Origin of the sequence: Serratia bockelmannii (assembly GCF_051803255.1) — a bacterium.
Taxonomy (GTDB): domain Bacteria; phylum Pseudomonadota; class Gammaproteobacteria; order Enterobacterales; family Enterobacteriaceae; genus Serratia; species Serratia bockelmannii.
Genome location: NZ_CP196512.1, coordinates 5174433 through 5198116 on the forward strand (window position 1 = coordinate 5174433; position 23684 = coordinate 5198116).

Consider the following 23684-nt stretch of genomic DNA (forward strand, 5'->3'; position numbering starts at 1 on the left):
GATTACTCCTGCTTTACGCCGTATTGCTTGCCGACGGCTGCCGCCATCAACGCTTCCTGGGTGGCCTGTTCAATCGGGAACTCGCCGCTGAGATGCCCTTCGTGCATCACCAGAATGCGATCGCTCATGCCCATCACCTCCGGCATTTCCGAAGACACCAGAATGATGCTCAGCCCTTCCTGCTTGAACTGGTTGATTAACTGATAGATCTCTTTTTTGGCGCCGACGTCGACACCGCGCGTCGGCTCATCGAGGATCAGCACTTTCGGCCGGGTCATCAAACCACGGGCGATCGCCACTTTTTGCTGGTTGCCGCCGGAAAGCAGGCCGATCGGCTGCTCCATCGACGGCGTTTTGATATTGAACAGGCGGATGAAATCCCCCACCGCCTGCCGCTCGTCGGCCTGTTTCAGGCTGCCGTCGGCGCGGCTGAAGTAGCGCAGCGCGGTCAGCGACATGTTTTCCTTCACCGACATGCCCAGCACCAGGCCGTCACGCTTGCGGTCTTCCGAGATATAGACGATGCCGTTCGCCAACCCGTCCTGCGGCGAGTGGGTGACCACGTCGCGGCCGTCCAGGCTGACGGTGCCGGCCTTACGCGGCGCGGCGCCGTACAGGATCTTCATCAATTCAGTGCGCCCGGCGCCCATCAGCCCGGCCACGCCGAGGATCTCGCCGCGGTACAGCGTAAAGCTGACGTCTTCAACGCCGGGTCCGGAAAGGTGGCTGACGTCCAGCCGCTTTTCCCCGCGCGGCAAATCAAGGCGCGGGTATTGTTCTTCCAGCTTGCGGCCGACCATCATCTCTATCAGCGAATCTTCCTGCAGCTCGCTCACCGGCCGCTCAGCGATGAACTGCCCGTCGCGGAACACGGTCACGTCGTCGCAGATTTCAAAAATCTCTTTCAGGCGGTGCGAGATATAAACGATGCCGCGCCCTTCGGCCTTCAGCTCGTTGATCACCTTGAACAGCGAGGCGGTTTCGGTGTCGGTCAGCGCATCGGTCGGTTCGTCCATGATGATCACTTTCGATTCGAAGCTCAGTACCTTGGCGATCTCCACCATCTGCTGATCGCCGATCGACAGCTCCCCCACCAGCCGGTGGCTGCTGTAGCGCAGGTTGAGGCGCGCCAACAAGCGATCGGCCTCGGCGTACATGCGCTTCCAGTCAATGCGGCCGAAACGGTTGACGAACTCGCGGCCGAGGAAGATGTTTTCCGCAATCGTCAGCTGCGGGATCAGGTTCAGCTCCTGATGGATAATGCCGATGCCCGCTTCCTGCGAATCCTTAGGCCCGTTGAATACCACCTCTTTACCGAGAAAATACTGACTGCCGGCGTCTTTCTGGTAGATGCCGGTCAGCACTTTCATCATGGTGGACTTTCCGGCGCCGTTTTCCCCCACCAGCGCCATCACCTTGCCGGGATAAACGCTGAGAGCGGCGCCGGAAAGCGCCTTCACGCCGGGAAAGGCTTTATCAATCCCTTTCAGTTGCAGTAAAGGTTGCATAAACGCCTCAGAAAGTTACGCCTGCGCACAGGATCACGTTCGCGTAAGGCGAACACTCCCCACTGCGGATCACCGCCCGGCTGTGCTCGGTTTGCGCTTTAAACGCCTGATGGCTGATATAACGCACGCCGATGGTATTGCCCTGGCGTTGGCCCAGTGCGGTCAGTTCAGCCAACAATGCCTCGTGGAGCGACGGATTTTGTTTCACGATTTCTTCCGCCAGGATGGCGCTTTCTACCTGCATCTCTTGCGTGACCGCCGCGAACACCTGCATGAAGGTCGGCACGCCCTGCGTCAGCGCCAGATCGATGCGCTGCGTCGCCGCCGGTATCGGCAAACCCGCATCGCACAAGGTGAGCTGATCGGTGTGCCCCAGCCGGGCAATCACGGCAGACACGTCGGAATTCAGTAATACGCCTTTTTTCATCTTCTCACTCCGCTAGCGAAACGTTTCGCTCTCTGGAGGAGTTTAAAAAAACGGCAGGGGAAGGCAACCGGGACAATGCAGAAGTGTGATCGCTATCGAAACGTTTCGTTAACGCCCGGACAATGCACAAACAAAAGGGGCTCAGCCATGCTGAGCCCCTTATTCGGCGGGTTAGATCTCGACCTGCGTGCCGAGTTCGATGACCCGGTTCGGCGGGATCTCAAACTGATCCGGCGCGCGCAGCGCGTTGCGGCTCAGGGCGACGAACAGCTTGCCGCGCAGGTAGAGATACCACGGCCGCTTGGTGAGGATCAGCGATTCATGGGACATGAAGAACGACGTCTCCGACATGCGGCACGGCAACCCTTCCAGCCCGCAGCGGTGGAACACCTCCTCGACGTTCGGCGTTTCCCGCCAGCCGTAACTGGCCACCACCCGCCAGAAGGTCGGCGACAGCTGTTCGATGGTCACCCGGCGCACGTTGTGCACGTAAGGCGCATCCTCGGTGCGCAGCGTCAGCAGCACCACGCGTTCATGCAGCACCTTGTTGTGCTTCAGGTTGTGCAGCAGCGCAAAAGGAATGACGTTGGTGGCGCGCGACAGGAACACCGCGGTACCCGGCACCCGCACCGGCGGCGATTTCTCCAGCGAGGCGATCATCGCCTCCAGCGAGTTGCCGTGTTCATGCAGGCGGCGCAGCAAGCGGAAACGCTCGCTCTTCCAGGTAGTCATAATGATGAACATTACCAGCGCCAGGGTCAGCGGCAGCCAGCCGCCGGAGAACAGCTTCAGGGCGTTGGCGGAGAACATCGGCACGTCGATGATCAGCAAGATGGTTACGATGCCGATCGCCAGGAAGCGGTTCCAGTGCCAGTTATTAATCGCCACCGAAGTGACCAGAATGCTGGTCAGCACCATGGTGCCGGTGACGGCGATGCCATAAGCCGCCGCCAGGTTGCTGGAGTGCTCGAACCCGATGATCACCAGCACCACCGAGATGTACAGCGTCCAGTTGATCACCGGAATGTAGATCTGGCCAGATTCCATTTCCGAGGTGTGAATGATGCGCATCGGCGACAAATACCCCAGGCGCACCGCCTGGCGGGTCAGCGAGAAGACGCCGGAAATCACCGCCTGCGAAGCGATAACCGTCGCCAGAGTCGCCAAAATCAGCAGCGGGATCAGCGCCCAGTCGGGCGCCAGCAGGAAGAACGGGTTTTTGATCGCCTCAGGGTTTTTCAGCAGCAGCGCCCCCTGGCCGAAGTAATTGAGCACCAGCGAAGGCAGCACCACGGTGAACCAGGCCAGGCGGATCGGGAACTTGCCGAAGTGCCCCATATCGGCATACAGCGCCTCGACGCCGGTGATGGACAGCACCACTGCCCCCAGCGCGAAGAACGACACCTTCTTATATTCCATGAAGAAGTTGAGCGCCCATTTGGGGTTCAGCGCCTGCAGCACTTCCGGGTTCGAAATGATGCTGCGCGCGCCCAGCACCGCCAACACGATGAACCACAGCAGCATTACCGGGGCGAACAGCTTGCCGACGCTGCCGGTGCCGTGTTTTTGGATAACGAACAGCAGCGTCAGCACCAGAATGGAGAGCGGGACGATATAGGCGTCGAGCGCAGGCGCGGCGATTTCCAATCCTTCTATCGCCGACATCACCGAGATCGCCGGGGTGATCACCACCTCGCCATAGAAGAAGCTGCCGCCGATCAGGCCCAGTATCACCAGCACCGCGGTGGTGCGCGCCGAGGTGTTGCGCCCGGCCAGCGACATCAGCGTCAGAATACCGCCCTCGCCGGCGTTGTCCGCACGCATCACGTAGGTGAGATATTTGAGGGAAACGATCACGATCAGCATCCAGAAAATCAGCGACAGGAAGCCGAAAACCACGTCTGGACGAACATCGAAGCCGTAATGGCCGGAGAAACACTCTCTCAACGTATAGAGAGGACTGGTGCCGATATCACCGTAGACCACGCCGATGGCAGCCAGGGTTACCGCCGATAGGGACTGCTTATGCTCTGCGCTCATAATTCGTTTCTTTATCAGAACATCCGTTAGCGATGCATCCGCATCAGGCAAAATACGGGCTCAAAGATCCGTCACGCCCACCAGAAAGCCGCACAGTATGCACCATTTATACGGCTTGCCTACCCTTATATCAGAGCCGAAAAATAAACAAAATGTGAACCGGATATCCGACTCAACTGAGAAAAATTTTACTAATCAATAAGCTATACCATTAAAAATAATGGTGGTTTATCATCGAATTATCGACCAAGATTGGCTAACTCTCGGACAATACGACGATTATATGACGCCATCATCCCTTCTGGCAGAACGAATTTCCCGCCTCAGCAGCGCGCTGGAGAGCGGCCTCTATGAGCGGCAAGAGGCAATCCGCCTGTGCCTGCTGGCGGCGCTGAGCGGCGAAAGCGTATTCTTGCTCGGCCCGCCCGGCATCGCCAAGAGCCTGATCGCGCGCCGGCTGAAGTTTGCCTTCCGCAACGCCCGCTCCTTTGAATACCTGATGACGCGCTTTTCCACGCCGGAAGAGGTCTTCGGCCCGCTCTCGATTCAGGCGCTGAAAGACGAAGGGCGCTATCAGCGCCTGACCGCCGGCTATCTGCCGGAAGCGGAGATCGTGTTTCTGGACGAGATCTGGAAGGCCGGCCCGGCGATCCTCAACACCCTGCTGACGGCGATCAACGAACGGCGCTTTCGCAACGGCAACAGCGAAGAACCGATCCCGCTGCGCCTGCTGGTCACCGCCTCCAACGAACTGCCCGAAGCGGACAACAGCCTCGAAGCCTTATATGACCGTATGCTTATCCGCCTGTGGCTGGACAAGGTGCAGGATAAACAGAATTTCCGCTCGCTGCTGGTCAACCGCCAGAGCGAAAGCCAAAACCCGGTGCCGGCGGCGCTGAGCATCAGCGACGAAGAGTTTCTGCAGTGGCAGCCGCAGATCGACAAGGTGGCGCTGCCGGAAGCCTGCTTTGAGCTGATTTTCCAGCTGCGTCAGCGGCTGGACGCGCTGGAGCAGGCGCCATACGTCTCCGATCGGCGCTGGAAAAAAGCCCTGCGTCTGCTGCAGGCCTGCGCCTTCTTCAGCGGGCGCGATGCCATCGCCCCGCTCGACCTGATGCTATTGAAAGACTGCCTGTGGCACGATCTCACCTCGCTGAAGCTGCTGCAACAGCAGATCGATCAGCTGCTGACCGAGTCGGCCTATCAGCAGCAGTCGATGCTGATCCAGTTGCAACAGATCCATACCCGCTGGCTGCAGGACCAGCAGCAGCAAAGCGATCGGCAGGCCATCAGCCTGGTGAAAAAGGGCGGCATGTTCAGCCGCAAACCGCAATATGCGCCGGCCACGCCGTTCGCCGGCGGCACCCTCACCCTGCTGCTGCAAAAACCACTGCAGCTGCATGACATTCAGGTCAACCATCTGAGCATTGAGAGCAGCGTGCTGGATAACTGGCTGCAAAAAGGCGGCGACGTGCGCGCCAAGCTGAACGGCATTGGCTTCGCGCAGCCGATCGATTTGGACGTCGATGACCAACTGCACCTGACGGTGCTGGACGTCAGCCGCCAGCCTTCGCTGCTGGCGCTGCCGGGCAAACAGGCCACCGCCACGCCGCAGGCGCTGCTGGATGAAATGGACGCGTTGGCCCAGCGCCTGGCGGAGCAGCGCCGCGCCTTCAGCCAACATCAGCCCTGTCTGTTCACGCCTGCCGCTGGCCTGGCCAAGATCGAAGCCAGTCTGCTGCAAGTGGCGGAACAGGTTAAACAGCAACAGCAGCAAATGCGCGGCCAGTAACCATGCTCAGTCTGGAGACGCTCGATCTGCTTCTGGCGATCACCGAAGGCGAGATGATCGAGGAGATGATCGTCGGCATGCTGGCGGCGCCGCAGCTGTCGGTGTTCTTTAAAAAGTTTCCGGCCCTTCGCCGGGCGCTGGATCGCGATCTGCCACGCTGGAAACTGCAGCTCAAGGAGCGTCTGCAGGAGGCTATGGTGCCGCCGGCGCTGGCGCAGGAGTTTTACCGCTACCAGCAGTGCCAGCTGGAGAACAACACCCAGTTCTATCACAACCTCAATGACACGATGGAGCTTCTGCGTCAGCTGGTCTCGCCGTTTTATGAACAGGCACGCGCGCTGGTGGACGCCGCCGATCTGCCCAACCACCCGCTGGACGACAGCTTCCAAACCCTGTTCCTGCAGCGCTGGCGCATCAGCCTGACGCTGCAGGCCACCATGCTGCACCACCAGCTGCTGGAACAAGAGCGCGAGCAGCTGATGGCGGAACTGCAGGAGCGTCTGGCGCTGAGCGGCGCGCTGGAGCCGCTGCTGTCGGAAAACGACACCGCCGCCGGCAGGCTGTGGGATATGAGCAAAGGCCAGCTGCAGCGCGGCGATTACCAACGGCTGGTGGAGTACGGCAACTTTTTGCAGCAGCAGCCGGAGCTGAAAAAGCTGGCACAGCAGCTGGGCCGCAGCTACCAGGCCAAGGCGGTGCAGCAACAAGACGCGCAGCCGGAACCGTTCAGGGTCATGGTGCAGGTGCCGGCCACGCTGCCGGAAGAAGTAAATGGCATTCATCAGAGCGACGACATCCTGCGCCTGCTGCCGCCGGAGCTGGCGACGCTGGGGATTGAAGAGCTGGAGTTCGAGTTTTATCGCCGCCTGCTGGAAAAGCGACTGCTGAGCTACCGCCTGCAGGGCGACGTCTGGCAGGAACAGGTTCTGATCCGTCAGGTCACCCACCAGCAGCAGGATCAGCAACCACGCGGGCCGTTTATCGTCTGCGTGGACACCTCAGGATCGATGGGCGGCTTCAACGAACAGTGCGCCAAGGCGTTCTGTCTGGCGCTGCTGCGCATTGCGCTGGCGGACAACCGCCGCTGCTACATCATGCTGTTCGCCAACCAGATCGTGCATTACGAACTCACCGCCGCCAGCGGCATCGAGCAGGCCGTGCGTTTTCTCGGTCAGCAGTTTCGCGGCGGCACCGATCTGGCGGCCTGCTTGAACGCCACCGTCACCAAAATGGCGGAGAGCGGCTGGTTCGACGCCGATGCGGTGATCATTTCCGATTTTATCGCCCAGCGGTTGCCGGAGGAGGTAATAAAGAAGGTGAAACAACAGCAGCAAAGCCACCAGCAGCGTTTCCATGCGGTGGCGATGTCCGCCTACGGCAAACCCGGCATCATGCGCATCTTCGATCATATCTGGCGCTTTGATACCGGGCTGAAAAGCCGTTTAATGCGCCGATGGCGGCGCTAGGCGGTTAGAGCAGGCCTTCGACCGCCCCGCGCACTTCCGGCGACCACACGCCGCACTGCACCTGGCCGATATGCGACAGCTGCAACAGCAGCATCACCAAACGCGACTGACCGATTCCGCCGCCGATGGTCTGCGGCATATCGCCGCGCAGCAGCGACTGGTGCCATTCCAGCTTCATGCGCTCTTCGTCGCCGGTCAGCGCCAGCTGATGTTTCAGCGCCGCGGCGTCGACGCGGATGCCCATGGAAGACAGCTCGAAAGCGTCCTGCAGCACCGGGTTCCACACCACGATATCGCCGTTCAGGCCCGCCAGGCCATCCGCCGTCGGCGTGGTCCAGTCATCATAATCCGGCGCCCGCACATCGTGCGATTTGCCGTGCGACAGCTTGCCGCCGATGCCGATCAGGAACACCGCGCCCAGCTCTTTGGCGATCGCCCGCTCACGCCCTTTGGCGTCCAGATCCGGATAGCGCTGCAGCAGGGTTTCGCTGTGCACGAAGTGGATCTGTTCCGGCAGAAACGGGGTCAGGCCATGCTCACGGCTGACTTCCGCTTCCGTCGCCTTGATCGCGGCGTAAATGCTGCGCACGGTGCTTTTCAGGTAGTCCAGACCGCGCTCACCGTCGCCCATCACCCGCTCCCAGTCCCACTGATCGACGTACACCGAGTGGATTGGCGTCAGGCGGTCTTCATCCGGGCGCAGCGCCTTCATATGGGTATACAGGCCCTCGCCGGCGCCGAAATCGTAGCTGCCCAGGGTTTTGCGTTTCCATTTCGCCAGCGAATGCACCACTTCGAAGGTGGCGTCAGGCAGAGTTTTGACCTTAACCTGCACCGCTTTCTCGCTGCCGGAAAGGTTATCCTGCGTGCCGTCGCCCAGACGGCTAAGGATCGGCGCTTGCACTTCGATCAGGCCGAGCTGTTGCTCCAGCTGGCGGGAGAAGAAGGATTTGACCTGGCTGATTTGTTGTTGTTTTTGGATGAACTGTTTTTTCATTGCCGTATCTCTTGTAAACCTGTCTCTGTTGACATCGATTAAGCAACAAAATGACACGTCAATTCAATATCCATTAATCAATATTGCCTTTTCACTTTTAATCGTTCATTTTTACCCGGACAGAATTCAACAATCGTTAATTAATGGGGGATTAAATGGCGGAAATTTATCAGATCGATAATCTCGATCGCGGCATCCTCAACGCCCTGATGGACAATGCGCGCACACCGTACGCCGAACTGGCGAAAAACTTCGCCGTCAGCCCCGGCACCATTCATGTGCGGGTGGAGAAGATGAAACAGGCCGGGATCATCACCGGCGCGCGCATCGACGTCAGCCCCAAACAACTGGGCTACGACGTGTGCTGCTTTATCGGCATCATATTAAAGAGCGCCAAGGACTACCCTTCGGCCCTGAAGAAGCTGGAAAGCCTGGAAGAAGTGGTAGAAGCCTATTACACCACCGGCCACTACAGCGTCTTTATTAAGGTAATGTGCCGATCGATCGACGCGTTGCAACAGGTACTTATCAACAAGATCCAGACCATCGACGAGATCCAGTCTACCGAAACGCTGATCTCGCTGCAGAACCCCATTATGCGCACCATCGTGCCGTAACCCGCCAAATTGCATACCCACATTATCCACAGGTAGATCCCAGCCGATTCACAGCGTACAATGCAGCCACTTTGAGTGAGAAGGTTGGGATCGTTGGTTCATGGCAGACATTACTCTGATCAGTGGCAGTACGCTTGGCAGCGCCGAATACGTGGCTGAACATTTGGCTGAAAAGCTGGAAGACGCGGGTTTCTCTACCGAGATGCTGCACGGCCCTGAACTGGATGAACTGCCGTTGACCGGCCGCTGGCTGGTGGTCTCTTCCACGCACGGCGCCGGCGAACTGCCGGATAACCTTCAGCCGCTGTTGGAACAGATCGCAGATCAGCAGCCGGATCTTTCCGAGGTGCAGTTCGGCGCCGTCGGTTTGGGCAGTTCGGAATACGACACCTTCTGCGGCGCGATCAAACAGATCGACGATCTGTTGATCGCCAGAGGCGCTAAAAGGATCGGCGATCGTCTCGAGATCGACGTGACCGAGCATGAAATTCCCGAGGATCCGGCCGAGGAATGGGTAAAAACCTGGATTAATTTACTCTAATTCGTCTAAAGATCGCGCGAACGATTGTGGATAACTAAGCTTAAAAGCAGGGTAAAAGCCGTAGTTATCCCAATAACAACCGTAGTGCGCTTTTTGTCCTGTGCATAACAAGCCTTTTAGATCCCAGCTTATCTGCGTCGGGATCACCGATCATTCACAGCAAACGATCCTCCTTAATCCGCTGATCTTCATCGTGAATAGTCACTTATCCACAGAGGATCGCGATCCTAATAAGAGATCTAATAAAGAGATCTTTAAATAAAAAAGATCTTCTTTTAATTACCGATGATCCTGACCACTTGGTCGATCGTCTAAACTTGAGTAGAATCCCCGACCCCAGGGCAAATACGATCGTTCGCAATACGGCGAGGTGCAGTTCCATGTTTTATCCAGATCAATTTGACGTCATCATCATCGGTGGTGGCCATGCAGGTACCGAGGCCGCCATGGCCGCGGCACGCATGGGACGTCAGACTTTATTATTGACACACAATATCGATACGCTGGGACAGATGTCCTGTAACCCGGCGATTGGCGGTATTGGTAAAGGGCATCTGGTTAAGGAAATTGATGCACTCGGTGGCCTGATGGCAACGGCGATCGACCACGCTGGCATCCAGTTTAGGATACTAAACGCCAGCAAAGGCCCAGCCGTTCGTGCCACACGCGCTCAGGCGGATCGCGTACTGTATCGCCAGGCGATCCGTACCGCGTTGGAGAACCAGCCCAACCTGATGATCTTCCAACAGCCGGTTGAGGATCTGATCGTCGAAAACGATCGCGTAGTCGGCGCCGTCACCCAAATGGGCCTGAAATTCCGCGCCAAGGCGGTGGTATTGACCGTAGGCACCTTCCTGGACGGCAAGATCCATATCGGTCTGGAAAACTACAGCGGTGGTCGCGCCGGGGATCCACCTTCGATCTCGCTGTCGCAACGTTTGCGAGAACTGCCGCTGCGCGTTAACCGCTTGAAAACCGGTACGCCACCGCGCATCGACGCCCGCACTATCGATTTCAGCGTACTGGCGCCACAACACGGCGATACGCCGGTGCCGGTATTCTCGTTCCTGGGCGATGCCAGCCAACACCCGGAACAAATGGCGTGCTACATCACCCACACCAATGAAAAAACCCATGACGTGATCCGCAATAACCTCGATCGCAGCCCGATGTATGCCGGGATCATCGAAGGGATCGGCCCACGTTATTGCCCGTCGATCGAAGACAAGGTCATGCGCTTTGCCGATCGCAACGCGCACCAGATCTTCCTCGAGCCGGAAGGCCTGACCAGCAACGAGATTTACCCTAACGGGATTTCCACCAGCCTGCCGTTCGACGTGCAGATGCAGATCGTCCGTTCGATGGAAGGGATGCAGAACGCGCGTATTATTCGCCCTGGTTATGCCATCGAGTACGATTTCTTCGATCCACGCGATCTGAAGCCTACTTTGGAAAGCAAATTCATTCAGGGGCTGTTCTTCGCCGGTCAGATCAACGGCACCACCGGGTATGAAGAAGCCGCTGCGCAGGGCCTGCTGGCCGGTTTGAACGCCGGGCGCTTCGCCGACGAACAGGAAGGCTGGGCGCCACGTCGCGATCAGGCTTACCTGGGCGTGCTGGTGGACGATCTCAGCACCCTCGGCACAAAAGAGCCGTACCGCATGTTTACCTCACGCGCCGAGTATCGTCTGATGCTGCGCGAAGACAACGCCGATCTCCGCCTGACGGAAAAAGGCCGCGAGCTGGGTCTGGTGGACGACGTGCGTTGGGCACGTTACAGCGAGAAGCTGGAGCGAATCGAACGCGAACGCCAGCGCCTGCGCGACATCTGGATGCACCCGCACGCCGAGAACGTCGAACAGGTCAATGCGCTGCTGAAAGCGCCGCTGTCGCGTGAAGCGAACGGCGAAGAGCTGCTGCGCCGCCCGGAGATGGATTACGCGCAGTTGACCGGCACCGACGCCTTCGCGCCACCGCTGGACGACGTGCAAGCCGCTGAACAGGTCGAGATCCAGGTCAAATACGAAGGCTACATCGCTCGTCAGCAGGAAGAGATCGAAAAACAGCAGCGCAACGAGAATACCTTGCTGCCGTTGGATCTCGACTACCGTCAGGTTTCGGGACTGTCGAACGAGGTGATCGCCAAGTTGAACGATCACAAACCGAACTCCATCGGCCAGGCTTCGCGCATCTCCGGCATTACGCCGGCGGCGATCTCGATTTTGCTGATCTGGCTGAAAAAGCAGGGACTGCTGCGCCGCAGCGCATAAATCTCGCATCCAGGCGGCCGTTTGTTCATCCCGTAGCCAAACGGCCGCTGACATCACTTGCGCCCTGAATTATCATAGTCGCCTCATTGCGCCAGCTAACCATCCGCTGGTCGTTCAGCGCCTGCCAGAGGATCCGTTGTGCAAAAAAAATTAGACTCGCTGCTTGCGGCGGCAGGCATTGAGCTGCCCGATCAGCAAAAACAGCAGCTGCTGGGTTATGTTGGCATGCTGGATAAGTGGAACAAGGCTTATAACCTCACGTCGGTGCGCGACCCGCAGCAAATGCTGGTGCGCCACATCCTCGACAGCATCGTGGTCAATCCGCATCTGCAGGGCTCGCGTTTCATCGATGTCGGCACCGGCCCCGGCTTGCCGGGCATTCCGCTGGCGATCGTGCGCCCGGACGCGCATTTCACGCTGCTGGACAGCCTGGGCAAGCGCGTGCGCTTCCTGCGCCAGGTGCAGCATGAGCTGGGCCTGAACAATATCGAGCCGGTGCAGAGCCGCGTCGAAGCGTTTCCGGCCGAGCCACCGTTCGATGGTGTGATCAGCCGCGCGTTCGCTTCGCTGCAGGATATGCTGTCCTGGTGTCATCATCTGCCGGTGAAAGGGCAGGGGCGTTTTTACGCGTTGAAAGGCGTGCGCCCGGATGAAGAGCTGACGCAGCTGCCGGCTGGCGTAAGCCTGGAGTCCATCGTGCGGTTGCAGGTGCCTGAACTGGAAGGCGAACGCCATCTGGTGATTCTTAAGGCAAACTGAGTTTGCTTTTGATCAAACAAGCGTGAATTAAAAGGCAGTACTCAGCAGAAAGGTAAGCAGGCTAATTAGTTGGTCGCTTTTTTTAGTTAATTTACTTTCTATTAACACAAAAAACGCGGCTAATTAGCGACAATAGAGTAATTGCATTTAGAAATAGTCACGTTAGCAATCATGTGCGAAAGATTGGCGTTTGCTGCTAATGTTAATTGGCTGTTGGAATATTGCCCTGCTGCTTGTCAATAAAAGGTTTTCATCGGGTATACGGATTGTTTTTGAACAGTTAACTGATAATGTTTTGATTTATATAATCTTTTGATCGCTCAAATTGCTAAAGACGGTTTGGTTGACCATCGGCTATAAATCAGGAAGGGACATTACTGTGATCGGCCTCGCGTTTCTAAACGCAACGCTGGAATAATCAGACAATTAAATGCGCCCTATTATTCCGACCGTTTTCTTGTGAAAATAGGCTGGAATAGGGAAATTTAAATAATTGTTCACCTTTTCGCTACTTATCGATTGAATTCGTTGGTATGCCCCGTATAATTTGCTCGTTTTTTGCTGCTTGACTCAGGACAGCAAAAACAGTTGTATACGTCACTCAGCATACCCCCTCTGGGGTACGGAGAGAACAAACGTCATGTCTGTGTCCCTTTACAGCGGGAAAGTCGCACGCAAACTGCTGTTTTTGCAGTTAATGACTTTTGTTCTGATCAGCGTTGCTTTCTGGCTGAAAAGCCCGGAATGGAGCGCTTCGGCGCTGGCAGGCGGTCTCGCCGCCTGGTTGCCGAGTGCAATGTTTATGCTGTTTGCCTTGCGCCATCAGGCGCAAACGCCGGCGCCCGGTAGGGTTGCCTGGTCGTTCGCCATCGGCGAGGGGCTAAAGGTCGTGATCACCATCGTTTTGCTGATCGTGGCGCTGGGGGTGTTCAAGGCGGAGTTTATACCGCTTGGCCTGACCTATTTAGCGGTGTTAGTGGTGCAGATAGTGGCACCGGCCGTGATTAACAGTTACCGAAATTAACTAAATAAAGGGTAGAGGCATCATGTCTGCAGAGGGATACAACAGTCCACAGGAGTATATCGGTCACCACCTGACGCAGCTTCAGGTCGGGACTGGGTTTTGGTCGATTAACCTCGACTCGATGTTTTTCTCCGTCGTCCTCGGGGTTTTGTTCCTGGTGATTTTCCGCAAAGTGGCTAAAAACGCCACCAGCGGCGTGCCGGGTAAACTGCAAACCGCCGTGGAGCTGGTGGTTGGTTTCGTCGACAGCAGCGTGCGCGACATGTACCACGGCAAGAGCAAGGTGATTGCGCCGTTGGCGCTGACCGTGTTCGTCTGGGTGTTCCTGATGAACCTGATGGACCTGATTCCGGTAGACTTCCTGCCGTTCATCGGGGCGCATCTCGGTCTGCCTGCGCTGCGCGTGGTGCCTACCGCTGACGTGAACGTCACGCTGTCTATGGCGCTGGGCGTGTTTATCCTGATTCTGTTCTATAGCATCAAAATGAAAGGCGTTGGCGGGTTCGTTAAAGAGTTGACCATGCAGCCGTTCAACCACCCTGTATTCATTCCTATCAACCTGATTCTTGAAGGTGTCAGCCTGCTGTCCAAACCTGTTTCACTGGGTCTGCGACTGTTCGGCAACATGTATGCGGGTGAGTTGATCTTCATCCTGATTGCCGGCCTGTTGCCGTGGTGGTCACAGTGGGTCCTGAGCTTGCCTTGGGCTATCTTCCACATCCTGATCATTACGCTTCAAGCCTTTATTTTCATGGTTCTGACGATCGTCTATCTGTCGATGGCGTCTGAAGAGCACTGATTTTCTTAAAACACTTGCACTTTTAAACTGAAACAAACTGGAGACTGTCATGGAAAACCTGAGTATGGATCTGCTGTACATGGCTGCCGCTGTGATGATGGGTTTAGCGGCAATCGGTGCTGCGATCGGTATCGGCATCCTGGGTGGTAAATTCTTGGAAGGCGCTGCTCGTCAGCCTGACCTGATTCCTCTGCTGCGTACACAGTTCTTTATCGTTATGGGTCTGGTCGACGCCATCCCGATGATCGCTGTAGGTCTGGGTCTGTACGTGATGTTCGCCGTCGCGTAAGTAGAGTAACCCTCTACGACGTAACCAAACTATTAACTTTTAAAGAGGCATTGTGCTGTGAATCTTAACGCAACAATCCTCGGCCAGGCCATCGCGTTCGTTCTGTTTGTCTGGTTCTGCATGAAGTACGTATGGCCGCCGATCATGGCTGCCATCGAGAAACGTCAGAAAGAAATCGCTGACGGCCTCGCTTCTGCAGAGCGTGCCAAAAAAGATCTGGACTTAGCGCAAGCCAATGCGACCGACCAGCTGAAAACTGCTAAAGCAGAAGCTCAGGTGATCATCGAGCAAGCGAACAAACGCAAAGCTCAGATCATGGATGAAGCGAAAGCCGAAGCCGAGCAGGAACGTAACAAAATCGTGGCGCAGGCTCAGGCTGAGATCGAAGCCGAACGTAAGCGCGCTCGTGAAGAGTTGCGTAAGCAAGTCGCGATGCTGGCAATTGCCGGCGCCGAGAAGATCATCGAACGTTCCGTGGATGAAGCTGCTAACAGCGACATCGTTGATAAACTGGTCGCTGAACTGTAAGGAGGGAGGGGCTGATGTCTGAATTTGTAACTGTAGCTCGCCCCTACGCCAAAGCAGCTTTTGACTTTGCCGTTGAGCACCAAAGCGTAGAGCGCTGGCAGGAGATGCTGGCGTTTACGGCTGAAGTCACTCGCAATGAACAGATTTCTGAACTGCTGTCTGGCGCGGTTGCGCCAGAAACGCTGTCCAAGACGTTCATCGCGGTTTGTGGCGATCGGCTCGACGAACATGGCCAGAACTTTATCCGTGTAATGGCCGAAAATGGACGTTTACTGGTTCTTCCTGCCGTGCTGCAGCAGTTCATCGAACTGCGCGCCTCGCTGGAATCCACCGTCGAAGTCGAAGTGCTCTCTGCGAGCGCGCTGAGCGACGAACAGCAGGCGAAAATCGCCGCTGCGATGGAAAAACGTCTGTCACGCAAAGTTAAGCTGAATTGCAAAATTGACAAGTCTGTACTGGCCGGCATCGTTGTTCGCGCCGGCGATATGGTGATTGATGGCAGCGTTCGCGGTCGTCTTGAACGCCTGACAGACGTCTTGCAGTCTTAAGGGGACTGGAGCATGCAACTGAATTCCACCGAAATCAGCGAACTGATCAAGCAGCGCATTGCTCAGTTCAATGTAGTGAGCGAAGCTCACAATGAAGGTACTATCGTTTCCGTCAGCGACGGGATCATCCGCGTACACGGCCTGGCCGAAGTTATGCAGGGCGAAATGATCGCGCTGCCTGGCAACCGTTACGCAATCGCATTGAACCTGGAGCGCGACTCCGTCGGTGCCGTGGTCATGGGTCCGTACTCGGATCTGGCCGAAGGCATGAAGGTTAAATGTACTGGCCGTATCCTGGAAGTTCCAGTCGGTCGTGGTCTGCTGGGCCGCGTAGTTAACACCCTGGGCGCACCTATCGACGGCAAAGGCCCGATTGAAAACGACGGCTTCTCTCCGGTAGAAGCTATCGCGCCAGGCGTTATCGAGCGTCAGTCCGTTGATCAGCCGGTTCAAACTGGCTACAAATCCGTTGACGCCATGATTCCAATCGGCCGTGGCCAGCGTGAGCTGGTGATCGGTGACCGTCAGACCGGTAAAACCGCGCTGGCGATCGATGCGATCATCAACCAACGCGACTCCGGCATCAAATGCGTTTACGTGGCTATCGGCCAGAAAGCGTCCACCATCGCTAACGTGGTGCGCAAACTGGAAGAGCACGGCGCACTGGCCAACACCATTGTGGTTGTGGCGACCGCTTCCGAATCCGCTGCACTGCAATACCTGGCGCCATACGCCGGTTGCGCAATGGGCGAATACTTCCGTGACCGCGGTGAAGATGCGCTGATCGTGTACGATGACCTGTCCAAACAGGCCGTTGCTTACCGCCAGATTTCCCTGCTGCTTCGTCGTCCGCCAGGTCGTGAAGCTTACCCAGGCGACGTATTCTACCTGCACTCCCGCTTGCTGGAGCGTGCAGCGCGCGTTAACGCCGAATACGTTGAAGCCTTCACCAAAGGTGAAGTTAAAGGCCAAACCGGTTCACTGACCGCTCTGCCGATCATTGAAACCCAGGCGGGTGACGTTTCCGCGTTCGTTCCGACCAACGTAATCTCGATTACCGATGGTCAGATCTTCCTGGAATCCAACCTGTTCAACTCCGGTATTCGTCCGGCAGTTAACCCGGGTATCTCCGTATCCCGTGTTGGTGGCGCCGCGCAGACCAAGATCATGAAGAAACTGTCCGGTGGTATCCGTACCGCGCTGGCACAGTATCGTGAGCTGGCTGCGTTCTCCCAGTTCGCCTCCGATCTGGACGACGCTACCCGCAAACAGCTGAGCCACGGTCAGAAAGTGACCGAGCTGCTGAAACAGAAACAGTATGCGCCGATGTCGGTTGCACAACAGTCTCTGGTGCTGTTTGCCGCAGAACGCGGTTACCTGAACGACGTCGAAGTCGCCAAAGTGGTGAGCTTCGAAGCCGCGCTGGTCGCCTATGCGGACCGCGAGCACGCCGAACTGCTGAACCACATCAACCAAACTGGCAACTTCAATGATGAGATCGAGGGCAAGTTGAAAGACGTCCTCGAGACCTTCAAGAAAACCCAGTCCTGGTAACGCCGAACGGTCCTGCTGTTGAAAGACAGCAGGCCGTCTGGCACTGAGGAGAAGCAGAGATGGCCGGCGCAAAAGAGATACGTAGTAAGATCGCTAGCGTGCAAAACACGCAAAAGATCACTAAAGCGATGGAAATGGTCGCCGCCTCCAAAATGCGTAAATCGCAGGATCGCATGGCGGCCAGCCGTCCTTATGCAGAGACCATGCGCAAAGTGATTGGTCACCTTGCGTTAGGGAATCTGGAGTACAAGCACCCGTACCTGGATGAGCGTGACGTTAAGCGCGTCGGGTATCTGGTGGTGTCTACTGACCGTGGTCTCTGCGGCGGCTTGAACATCAACCTGTTCAAAAAGCTGCTGGCGGAGATGAAAGCCTGGTCCGAAAAAGGCGTCGAAACCGATTTGGCGCTGATTGGCTCTAAAGCGGCCTCTTTCTTTGGTTCCGTGGGCGGCAACGTGGTTGCCCAGGTGACCGGCATGGGGGACAAACCTTCCCTGTCGGATCTGATCGGGCCGGTGAAAGTGATGCTGCAGGCCTACGACGAAGGTCGTTTGGACAAGCTGTACATTGTCAGCAACAAATTTGTTAATACGATGTCCCAAGAGCCACAGGTGCTTCAGCTGCTGCCGTTACCGCCAGCCGATGACGAAGAGCTGAAGAAAACGCCTTGGGATTACCTGTATGAACCCGATCCAAAAGTGCTGCTTGATACCTTGCTGCGCCGCTATGTGGAGTCGCAGGTTTATCAGGGCGTCGTGGAAAACCTGGCCAGCGAGCAGGCCGCACGAATGGTCGCGATGAAAGCCGCAACCGATAACGGCGGTAGCCTGATCAAAGAGCTGCAGTTGGTATACAACAAGGCGCGTCAGGCCAGCATCACTCAGGAACTCACCGAGATCGTTTCGGGAGCCTCCGCGGTTTAAGCTAGGTTTACGAATTACGTAGAGGATTCAAGATGGCTACTGGAAAGATTATCCAGGTAATCGGCGCCGTGGTGGACGTCGAGTTCCCTCAGGATGCCGTACCAAAAGTGTACGATGCCCTTGAGGTAGAAAACGGCACCGAAAAACTGGTGTTGGAAGTTCAGCAACAGCTGGGCGGTGGCGTGGTTCGCTGTATCGCAATGGGGACCTCCGACGGTCTGCGTCGCGGTCTGAAAGTGAACAACCTGGACCACCCGATTGAAGTGCCGGTGGGTAAAGCTACCCTGGGCCGTATCATGAACGTATTGGGCCAACCGATCGACATGAAAGGCGACATCGGCGAAGAAGAGCGTTGGGCGATTCACCGCGCGGCGCCAAGCTACGAAGAGCTGTCCAGCTCCCAGGAACTGCTGGAAACCGGTATCAAGGTAATGGACCTGATTTGTCCGTTCGCCAAGGGCGGTAAAGTTGGTCTGTTCGGCGGTGCGGGCGTAGGTAAAACCGTAAACATGATGGAGCTGATCCGTAACATCGCGATCGAGCACTCCGGTTATTCCGTGTTTGCGGGCGTGGGCGAGCGTACTCGTGAGGGTAACGACTTCTACCACGAAATGACCGACTCCAACGTTCTGGACAAAGTATCCCTGGTTTACGGCCAGATGAACGAGCCACCAGGTAACCGTCTGCGCGTTGCGCTGACCGGTCTGACCATGGCGGAGAAATTCCGTGACGAAGGCCGTGACGTTCTGCTGTTCGTTGACAACATCTACCGTTACACCCTGGCCGGTACCGAAGTGTCCGCACTTCTGGGCCGTATGCCATCCGCGGTAGGTTATCAGCCAACGCTGGCGGAAGAGATGGGCGTTCTGCAAGAACGTATCACCTCGACCAAGACCGGTTCCATCACTTCCGTACAGGCCGTTTACGTTCCTGCGGATGACTTGACTGACCCGTCTCCAGCCACCACCTTTGCGCACTTGGACGCAACCGTGGTACTGAGCCGTAACATTGCTTCTCTGGGTATCTACCCGGCCGTTGACCCGCTGGATTCTACCAGCCGTCAGCTGGATCCGCTGGTTGTTGGCCAGGAGCACTACGACGTAGCGCGTGGCGTGCAGTCCATTCTGCAACGCTACCAGGAACTGAAAGATATCATCGCGATCCTGGGTATGGACGAGCTGTCTGAAGAAGACAAACTGGTCGTATCCCGTGCGCGTAAGATCCAACGCTTCCTGTCTCAGCCGTTCTTCGTGGCAGAAGTCTTCACCGGTTCTCCGGGCAAGTTCGTATCGCTGAAAGACACCATCCGTGGTTTCAAAGGCATTATGGACGGCGACTATGACCACCTGCCGGAGCAGGCGTTCTACATGGTTGGCACCATTGAAGAAGCAGTGGAAAAAGCCAAGAAACTGTAACGCCTTGAGAGGAGGGTGATATGGCTATGACTTACCATCTGGATGTAGTCAGCGCGGAAAAACAGATGTTTTCCGGCCTGGTGCAGAAGATCCAGGTGACAGGCAGCGAAGGTGAACTGGGGATCTTCCCTGGCCATGCGCCGCTGCTGACTGCCATCAAGCCTGGCATGGTGCGTATTGTTAAGCAGCACGGTGAAGAAGAGTTCATCTACCTGTCCGGCGGCATCCTCGAGGTGCAGCCGAGCGTGGTTACCGTGCTGGCGGACACTGCTATCCGTGGTACTGACCTCGACGAAGCGAGAGCGTTGGAAGCTAAGCGTAAAGCTGAAGAACACATTCGCAGCTCTCATGGCGATGTCGACTATGCTCAGGCATCCGCTGAACTGGCGAAAGCGATCGCAAAACTGCGCGTTATCGAGCTCACCAGAAAAGCGATGTAATGTTTGGGTGCTCTGCACCCAACTTTAAGAAAGCGGCCTATAGGGTCGCTTTTTTTTACTTTAAAATAAGCATTTCAGCCCGGCGGGCGGTGTGGTGTATAACCCCTGATATCGGGAAAGAAACGTCGCCGAACGCCGACAGTTTTTTCGTCCTGAAGCCGAATCGGCCATGATGGCGGCAGGCCAAGAGGCGCGCGGCCTGCGCCGGGTTCGTGATGAGAAATATGTAGTAATATCGTCGCTAAACGGTTTTACTTTCGTCTATCAAAATGGAGTTATCAGGTTGCTTATGTCGAACAGCGCAATGAGCGTGGTCATCCTCGCCGCGGGCAAGGGTACGCGCATGTATTCCGATCTTCCCAAAGTGTTGCATCCGTTGGCCGGTAAGCCGATGGTGCAGCACGTCATTGATGCCGCGATGAAACTGGGCGCGCAACATGTTCACCTGGTATACGGCCACGGCGGCGATTTGTTGAAAAGCACGCTGACGGACGGCGCGCTGAACTGGGTGCTGCAGGCGGAGCAATTGGGCACCGGCCATGCAATGCAGCAGGCGGCGCCGCATTTTGCCGACGATGAAGACGTGCTGATGCTGTACGGTGACGTGCCTTTGATTTCCGTGGATACGCTGCAACGCCTGATTGCGGCCAAGCCGCAGGGCGGCATCGGTCTGCTGACGGTGAAACTGGACGATCCGAGCGGTTACGGCCGCATCGTGCGCGAGCAGGGCAACGTGGTGGGCATCGTTGAACACAAGGACGCCAGCGAGGCACAGCGTCAGATTAATGAGATCAATACCGGCATCCTGGTGGCGAACGGGCGCGATCTGAAGCGCTGGCTGGGGATGCTGAACAACGACAACGCACAGGGCGAGTTTTACATCACCGATATCATTGCGTTGGCCCATGCCGACGGCAAGAAAATCGAGGCTGTACACCCGTCGCGCCTGAGTGAAGTGGAAGGTGTGAACAACCGCCTGCAACTGGCGACCCTGGAACGCGTATTCCAGTCGGAACAGTCTGAAAAGCTGCTGTTGGCCGGCGTGATGCTGCTGGATCCGGCGCGTTTCGATTTGCGCGGGGAACTTGTTCACGGCCGCGACATCACTATTGATGCGAATGTGATTATCGAAGGTCACGTCAAGTTGGGCGATCGGGTGAAAATCGGCGCCGGCTGCGTGCTGAAAAACTGCGTAATCGGTGATGATTGCGAGATCAGTCCTTACAGCGTGCTGGAAGACAGCGTGCTGGAAGTCGGCTGCACCGTGGGGCCATTTGCCCGCCTGCGCCCAGGCGCGGAGCTGGCGGCAGGGGCCCACGTCGGCAACTTCGTGGAAATGAAAAAGGCGCGTCTGGGCAAAGGCTCCAAGGCCGGCCACCTCAGCTACCTGGGCGATGCCGAAATCGGCGATGACGTGAATATCGGCGCCGGCACCATCACCTGTAACTACGATGGCGCCAACAAGCACAAGACGCTGATCGGCGATGGGGTGTTCGTCGGTTCCGATACTCAGCTGGTGGCGCCGGTATCGGTCGGCAAAGGCTCCACCATCGCCGCAGGCACCACGGTGACGCGCGATATTGCCGAGAACGAATTGGTGCTGAGCCGCGTCAAGCAGGTGCACATTCAGGGCTGGCAACGTCCGGTGAAGAAGAAGTCATAGTGTGTTTTGCGTTGGGCTCTGTTCACGAGCCCAATACAAAACATAATAACCCCCACCATCTACAGGCTCGGGGGACGCACGGTAAAAACCGGCAAAAATCAGGTCAAGGCATCGAAAGCGCCCATGAAGGGCGTTCATTAGGAATATAACTGATGTGTGGAATTGTAGGCGCAGTAGCGCAACGTGATATCGCAGAAATCCTGTTGGAAGGTTTACGTCGTCTTGAGTACCGCGGTTATGACTCCGCCGGTCTGGCGGTGGTCGATGAAAAAGGCAACGTCAGTCGCCTGCGTCGCGTAGGCAAGGTACAAAAACTGGCCGAAGCGGCGGAGCAAACCGATCTGCACGGCGGTACCGGCATCGCTCACACCCGCTGGGCAACGCACGGTGAACCGACCGAAGCGAACGCGCACCCGCATGTTTCCGACTACATTACCGTGGTGCATAACGGCATCATCGAAAACCACGAACCGCTGCGCGAGCTGCTGATCGAACGTGGTTACCGTTTCAGCTCCGAAACCGACACCGAAGTGATCGCGCACCTGGTGCACTGGGAACAGTTGCAGGGCGGTACGCTGCTGGAAGTGGTTCAGCGCGTGATCCCACAGCTGCGCGGCGCTTACGGCACCGTGGTGATGGACAGCCGCGATCCGAGCGTATTGGTCGCGGCGCGCTCCGGCAGCCCGCTGGTTATCGGCCGCGGCGTTGGGGAAAACTTCATCGCCTCCGATCAGCTGGCGCTGCTGCCGGTCACCCGCCGCTTCATCTTCCTGGAAGAAGGCGACGTGGTGGAAGTGACTCGCCGCACCGTCAACATCTTCGACAAGCAGGGCAACGCCATCGAGCGTCCTGAGATCGAATCCCAGGTGCAGTATGACGCCGGCGACAAGGGCGCTTACCGTCACTACATGCAAAAAGAGATCTACGAACAGCCGCTGGCGCTGAAAAACACCCTGGAAGGGCGTTTCAGCCATGGCCAAATCAACCTGAGCGAGCTGGGCCCGCACGCCGACGAGCTGCTGGCCAAGGTGCAACACGTGCAGATCATCGCCTGTGGGACTTCTTACCACTCCGGGATGGTGGCGCGCTACTGGTTTGAAGCGTTGGCCGGCGTGCCGTGCGACGTCGAGATCGCGTCCGAATTCCGTTACCGCAAATCGGCGGTGCGTCCGGGTAGCCTGATCATCACCCTGTCGCAGTCCGGCGAAACCGCCGACACGTTAGCGGCGCTGCGCCTGTCCAAAGAGCTGGGTTATCTTGGTTCGCTGGCCGTTTGTAACGTTGCGGGCTCTTCGCTGGTGCGTGAATCCGATCTGGCGTTGATGACCAAAGCGGGCACGGAAATCGGCGTAGCCTCGACCAAAGCCTTCACCACGCAGCTCACCGTGCTGTTGATGCTGGTGGCGCGCCTGGGCCGCCTGAAAGGCATGGCGGAAAGCGTGGAGCAGGAGATCGTGCACGGCCTGCAGGCGCTGCCGGCGCGTATCGAGCAGATGCTGTCGATGGATAAAGAGATCGAAGCGCTGGCGGAAGGCTTCTCCGACAAGCACCATGCGCTGTTCCTCGGCCGCGGCGATCAGTATCCGATCGCCATGGAAGGGGCGCTGAAGCTGAAAGAGATCTCCTATATTCACGCCGAAGCTTATGCGGCGGGCGAGTTGAAACACGGCCCGCTGGCGCTGATCGACGCCGATATGCCGGTGATCGTGGTGGCGCCAAACAACGAACTGCTGGAAAAGCTGAAGTCCAACATTGAAGAAGTGCGCGCGCGCGGCGGCCAGCTGTACGTGTTCGCCGATCAGGACGCCGGCTTTGTCAGCAGCGAAGGCATGACCATCATTCCTCTGCCGCACGTCGAGGAAATCGTCGCGCCGATCTTCTACACCGTGCCGTTGCAGCTGCTGTCTTACCACGTGGCGCTGATCAAAGGCACCGACGTTGACCAGCCACGCAACCTGGCGAAGTCTGTCACCGTAGAGTAATTTGCCGCAGGTAAACTGCAAAAGCCGGCCTTCGCGCCGGCTTTTTTCATGAGCGGCCTTAAAGATGACAGCGCGACCGATTCGGCGATAAACGTTGTCATA

Annotated in this window: 21 protein-coding genes; 17 read left to right on the forward strand and 4 right to left on the reverse strand. The window is 57.1% G+C overall.

All coding sequences use genetic code 11. The features are described from left to right. Positions 1–2: 2 nt before the first annotated feature. The 3 genes from rbsA to kup form a co-directional block, all read right to left on the reverse strand. The gene (gene rbsA / locus ACSJLU_RS24530; RefSeq protein ID WP_025304731.1) at positions 3–1508 is read right to left on the reverse strand and encodes a ribose ABC transporter ATP-binding protein RbsA; all 1506 of its coding nucleotides are present in this window, start codon (positions 1506–1508) and stop codon (positions 3–5) included. Between the two features lie 7 nt (positions 1509–1515). Continuing rightward, on the reverse strand, positions 1516–1935 hold the full coding sequence (gene rbsD / locus ACSJLU_RS24535) for a D-ribose pyranase (RefSeq protein WP_033645162.1): 420 nt from the start codon (positions 1933–1935) through the stop codon (positions 1516–1518). 171 nt (positions 1936–2106) lie between these two features. Continuing rightward, entirely contained in the window at positions 2107–3975 is a 1869-nt protein-coding gene (kup, locus tag ACSJLU_RS24540; protein ID WP_015379467.1) for a low affinity potassium transporter Kup, read from the reverse strand. 283 nt (positions 3976–4258) lie between these two features. On the opposite strand from kup, the gene ravA reads away from it, so the two are divergent. Both ravA and viaA read left to right on the forward strand, forming a co-directional pair. Continuing rightward, a complete protein-coding gene (gene ravA, locus ACSJLU_RS24545) occupies positions 4259–5767 on the forward strand; it encodes an ATPase RavA (protein WP_025304733.1) in 1509 nt (502 codons plus the stop codon). A gap of 2 nt (positions 5768–5769) precedes the next feature. Continuing rightward, on the forward strand, positions 5770–7233 hold the full coding sequence (gene viaA, locus ACSJLU_RS24550; protein ID WP_025304734.1) for an ATPase RavA stimulator ViaA: 1464 nt from the start codon (positions 5770–5772) through the stop codon (positions 7231–7233). A 4-nt stretch (positions 7234–7237) separates the two neighbouring features. Here the strand turns inward: viaA and asnA are convergent, their stop codons facing one another. Continuing rightward, the gene (gene asnA, locus ACSJLU_RS24555) at positions 7238–8230 is read right to left on the reverse strand and encodes an aspartate--ammonia ligase (protein WP_049207099.1); all 993 of its coding nucleotides are present in this window, start codon (positions 8228–8230) and stop codon (positions 7238–7240) included. 155 nt (positions 8231–8385) lie between these two features. Here asnA and asnC point away from each other — a divergent pair, with 155 nt between their 5' ends. From asnC to glmS, 15 genes are all read left to right on the forward strand, one after another. After that, a complete protein-coding gene (gene asnC / locus ACSJLU_RS24560) occupies positions 8386–8847 on the forward strand; it encodes a transcriptional regulator AsnC (RefSeq protein WP_004933786.1) in 462 nt (153 codons plus the stop codon). A gap of 100 nt (positions 8848–8947) precedes the next feature. Further along, a complete protein-coding gene (mioC, locus tag ACSJLU_RS24565; protein WP_060434928.1) occupies positions 8948–9388 on the forward strand; it encodes an FMN-binding protein MioC in 441 nt (146 codons plus the stop codon). 380 nt (positions 9389–9768) lie between these two features. After that, positions 9769–11658 carry a tRNA uridine-5-carboxymethylaminomethyl(34) synthesis enzyme MnmG gene (gene mnmG, locus ACSJLU_RS24570; RefSeq protein WP_060434926.1) on the forward strand — a complete coding sequence of 630 codons (1890 nt, stop codon included), beginning with the start codon at positions 9769–9771 and terminating at the stop codon, positions 11656–11658. A gap of 138 nt (positions 11659–11796) precedes the next feature. Continuing rightward, the gene (gene rsmG, locus ACSJLU_RS24575; protein ID WP_308370032.1) at positions 11797–12417 is read left to right on the forward strand and encodes a 16S rRNA (guanine(527)-N(7))-methyltransferase RsmG; all 621 of its coding nucleotides are present in this window, start codon (positions 11797–11799) and stop codon (positions 12415–12417) included. 640 nt (positions 12418–13057) lie between these two features. Further along, positions 13058–13441 (forward strand): F0F1 ATP synthase subunit I, encoded by a 384-nt coding sequence (atpI, locus tag ACSJLU_RS24580; protein WP_025304739.1) that lies wholly within the window; start codon positions 13058–13060, stop codon positions 13439–13441. Between the two features lie 22 nt (positions 13442–13463). Beyond that, positions 13464–14240: a F0F1 ATP synthase subunit A gene (gene atpB, locus ACSJLU_RS24585; protein WP_025304740.1), complete on the forward strand. Its 777-nt coding sequence runs from the start codon at positions 13464–13466 to the stop codon at positions 14238–14240. A gap of 49 nt (positions 14241–14289) precedes the next feature. Further along, entirely contained in the window at positions 14290–14529 is a 240-nt protein-coding gene (gene atpE / locus ACSJLU_RS24590; protein ID WP_004093904.1) for a F0F1 ATP synthase subunit C, read from the forward strand. 57 nt (positions 14530–14586) lie between these two features. Next, positions 14587–15057 (forward strand): F0F1 ATP synthase subunit B, encoded by a 471-nt coding sequence (gene atpF / locus ACSJLU_RS24595; protein ID WP_004933804.1) that lies wholly within the window; start codon positions 14587–14589, stop codon positions 15055–15057. 14 nt (positions 15058–15071) lie between these two features. Further along, positions 15072–15605: a F0F1 ATP synthase subunit delta gene (gene atpH / locus ACSJLU_RS24600; RefSeq protein ID WP_025304741.1), complete on the forward strand. Its 534-nt coding sequence runs from the start codon at positions 15072–15074 to the stop codon at positions 15603–15605. Between the two features lie 12 nt (positions 15606–15617). Beyond that, positions 15618–17159 (forward strand): F0F1 ATP synthase subunit alpha, encoded by a 1542-nt coding sequence (gene atpA / locus ACSJLU_RS24605; RefSeq protein ID WP_025304742.1) that lies wholly within the window; start codon positions 15618–15620, stop codon positions 17157–17159. A gap of 59 nt (positions 17160–17218) precedes the next feature. Then, on the forward strand, positions 17219–18082 hold the full coding sequence (gene atpG / locus ACSJLU_RS24610; protein WP_004933811.1) for a F0F1 ATP synthase subunit gamma: 864 nt from the start codon (positions 17219–17221) through the stop codon (positions 18080–18082). 32 nt (positions 18083–18114) lie between these two features. Beyond that, positions 18115–19497, forward strand: a complete 1383-nt coding sequence (atpD, locus tag ACSJLU_RS24615; RefSeq protein ID WP_004933813.1) for a F0F1 ATP synthase subunit beta — start codon at positions 18115–18117, stop codon at positions 19495–19497. Between the two features lie 20 nt (positions 19498–19517). Continuing rightward, positions 19518–19937 carry a F0F1 ATP synthase subunit epsilon gene (locus ACSJLU_RS24620; protein WP_004933814.1) on the forward strand — a complete coding sequence of 140 codons (420 nt, stop codon included), beginning with the start codon at positions 19518–19520 and terminating at the stop codon, positions 19935–19937. A gap of 289 nt (positions 19938–20226) precedes the next feature. Beyond that, positions 20227–21600, forward strand: a complete 1374-nt coding sequence (gene glmU / locus ACSJLU_RS24625; RefSeq protein WP_043140716.1) for a bifunctional UDP-N-acetylglucosamine diphosphorylase/glucosamine-1-phosphate N-acetyltransferase GlmU — start codon at positions 20227–20229, stop codon at positions 21598–21600. Positions 21601–21752: 152 nt separating this feature from the next. Then, the gene (gene glmS / locus ACSJLU_RS24630; protein WP_043140722.1) at positions 21753–23582 is read left to right on the forward strand and encodes a glutamine--fructose-6-phosphate transaminase (isomerizing); all 1830 of its coding nucleotides are present in this window, start codon (positions 21753–21755) and stop codon (positions 23580–23582) included. Positions 23583–23684: the final 102 nt, after the last annotated feature.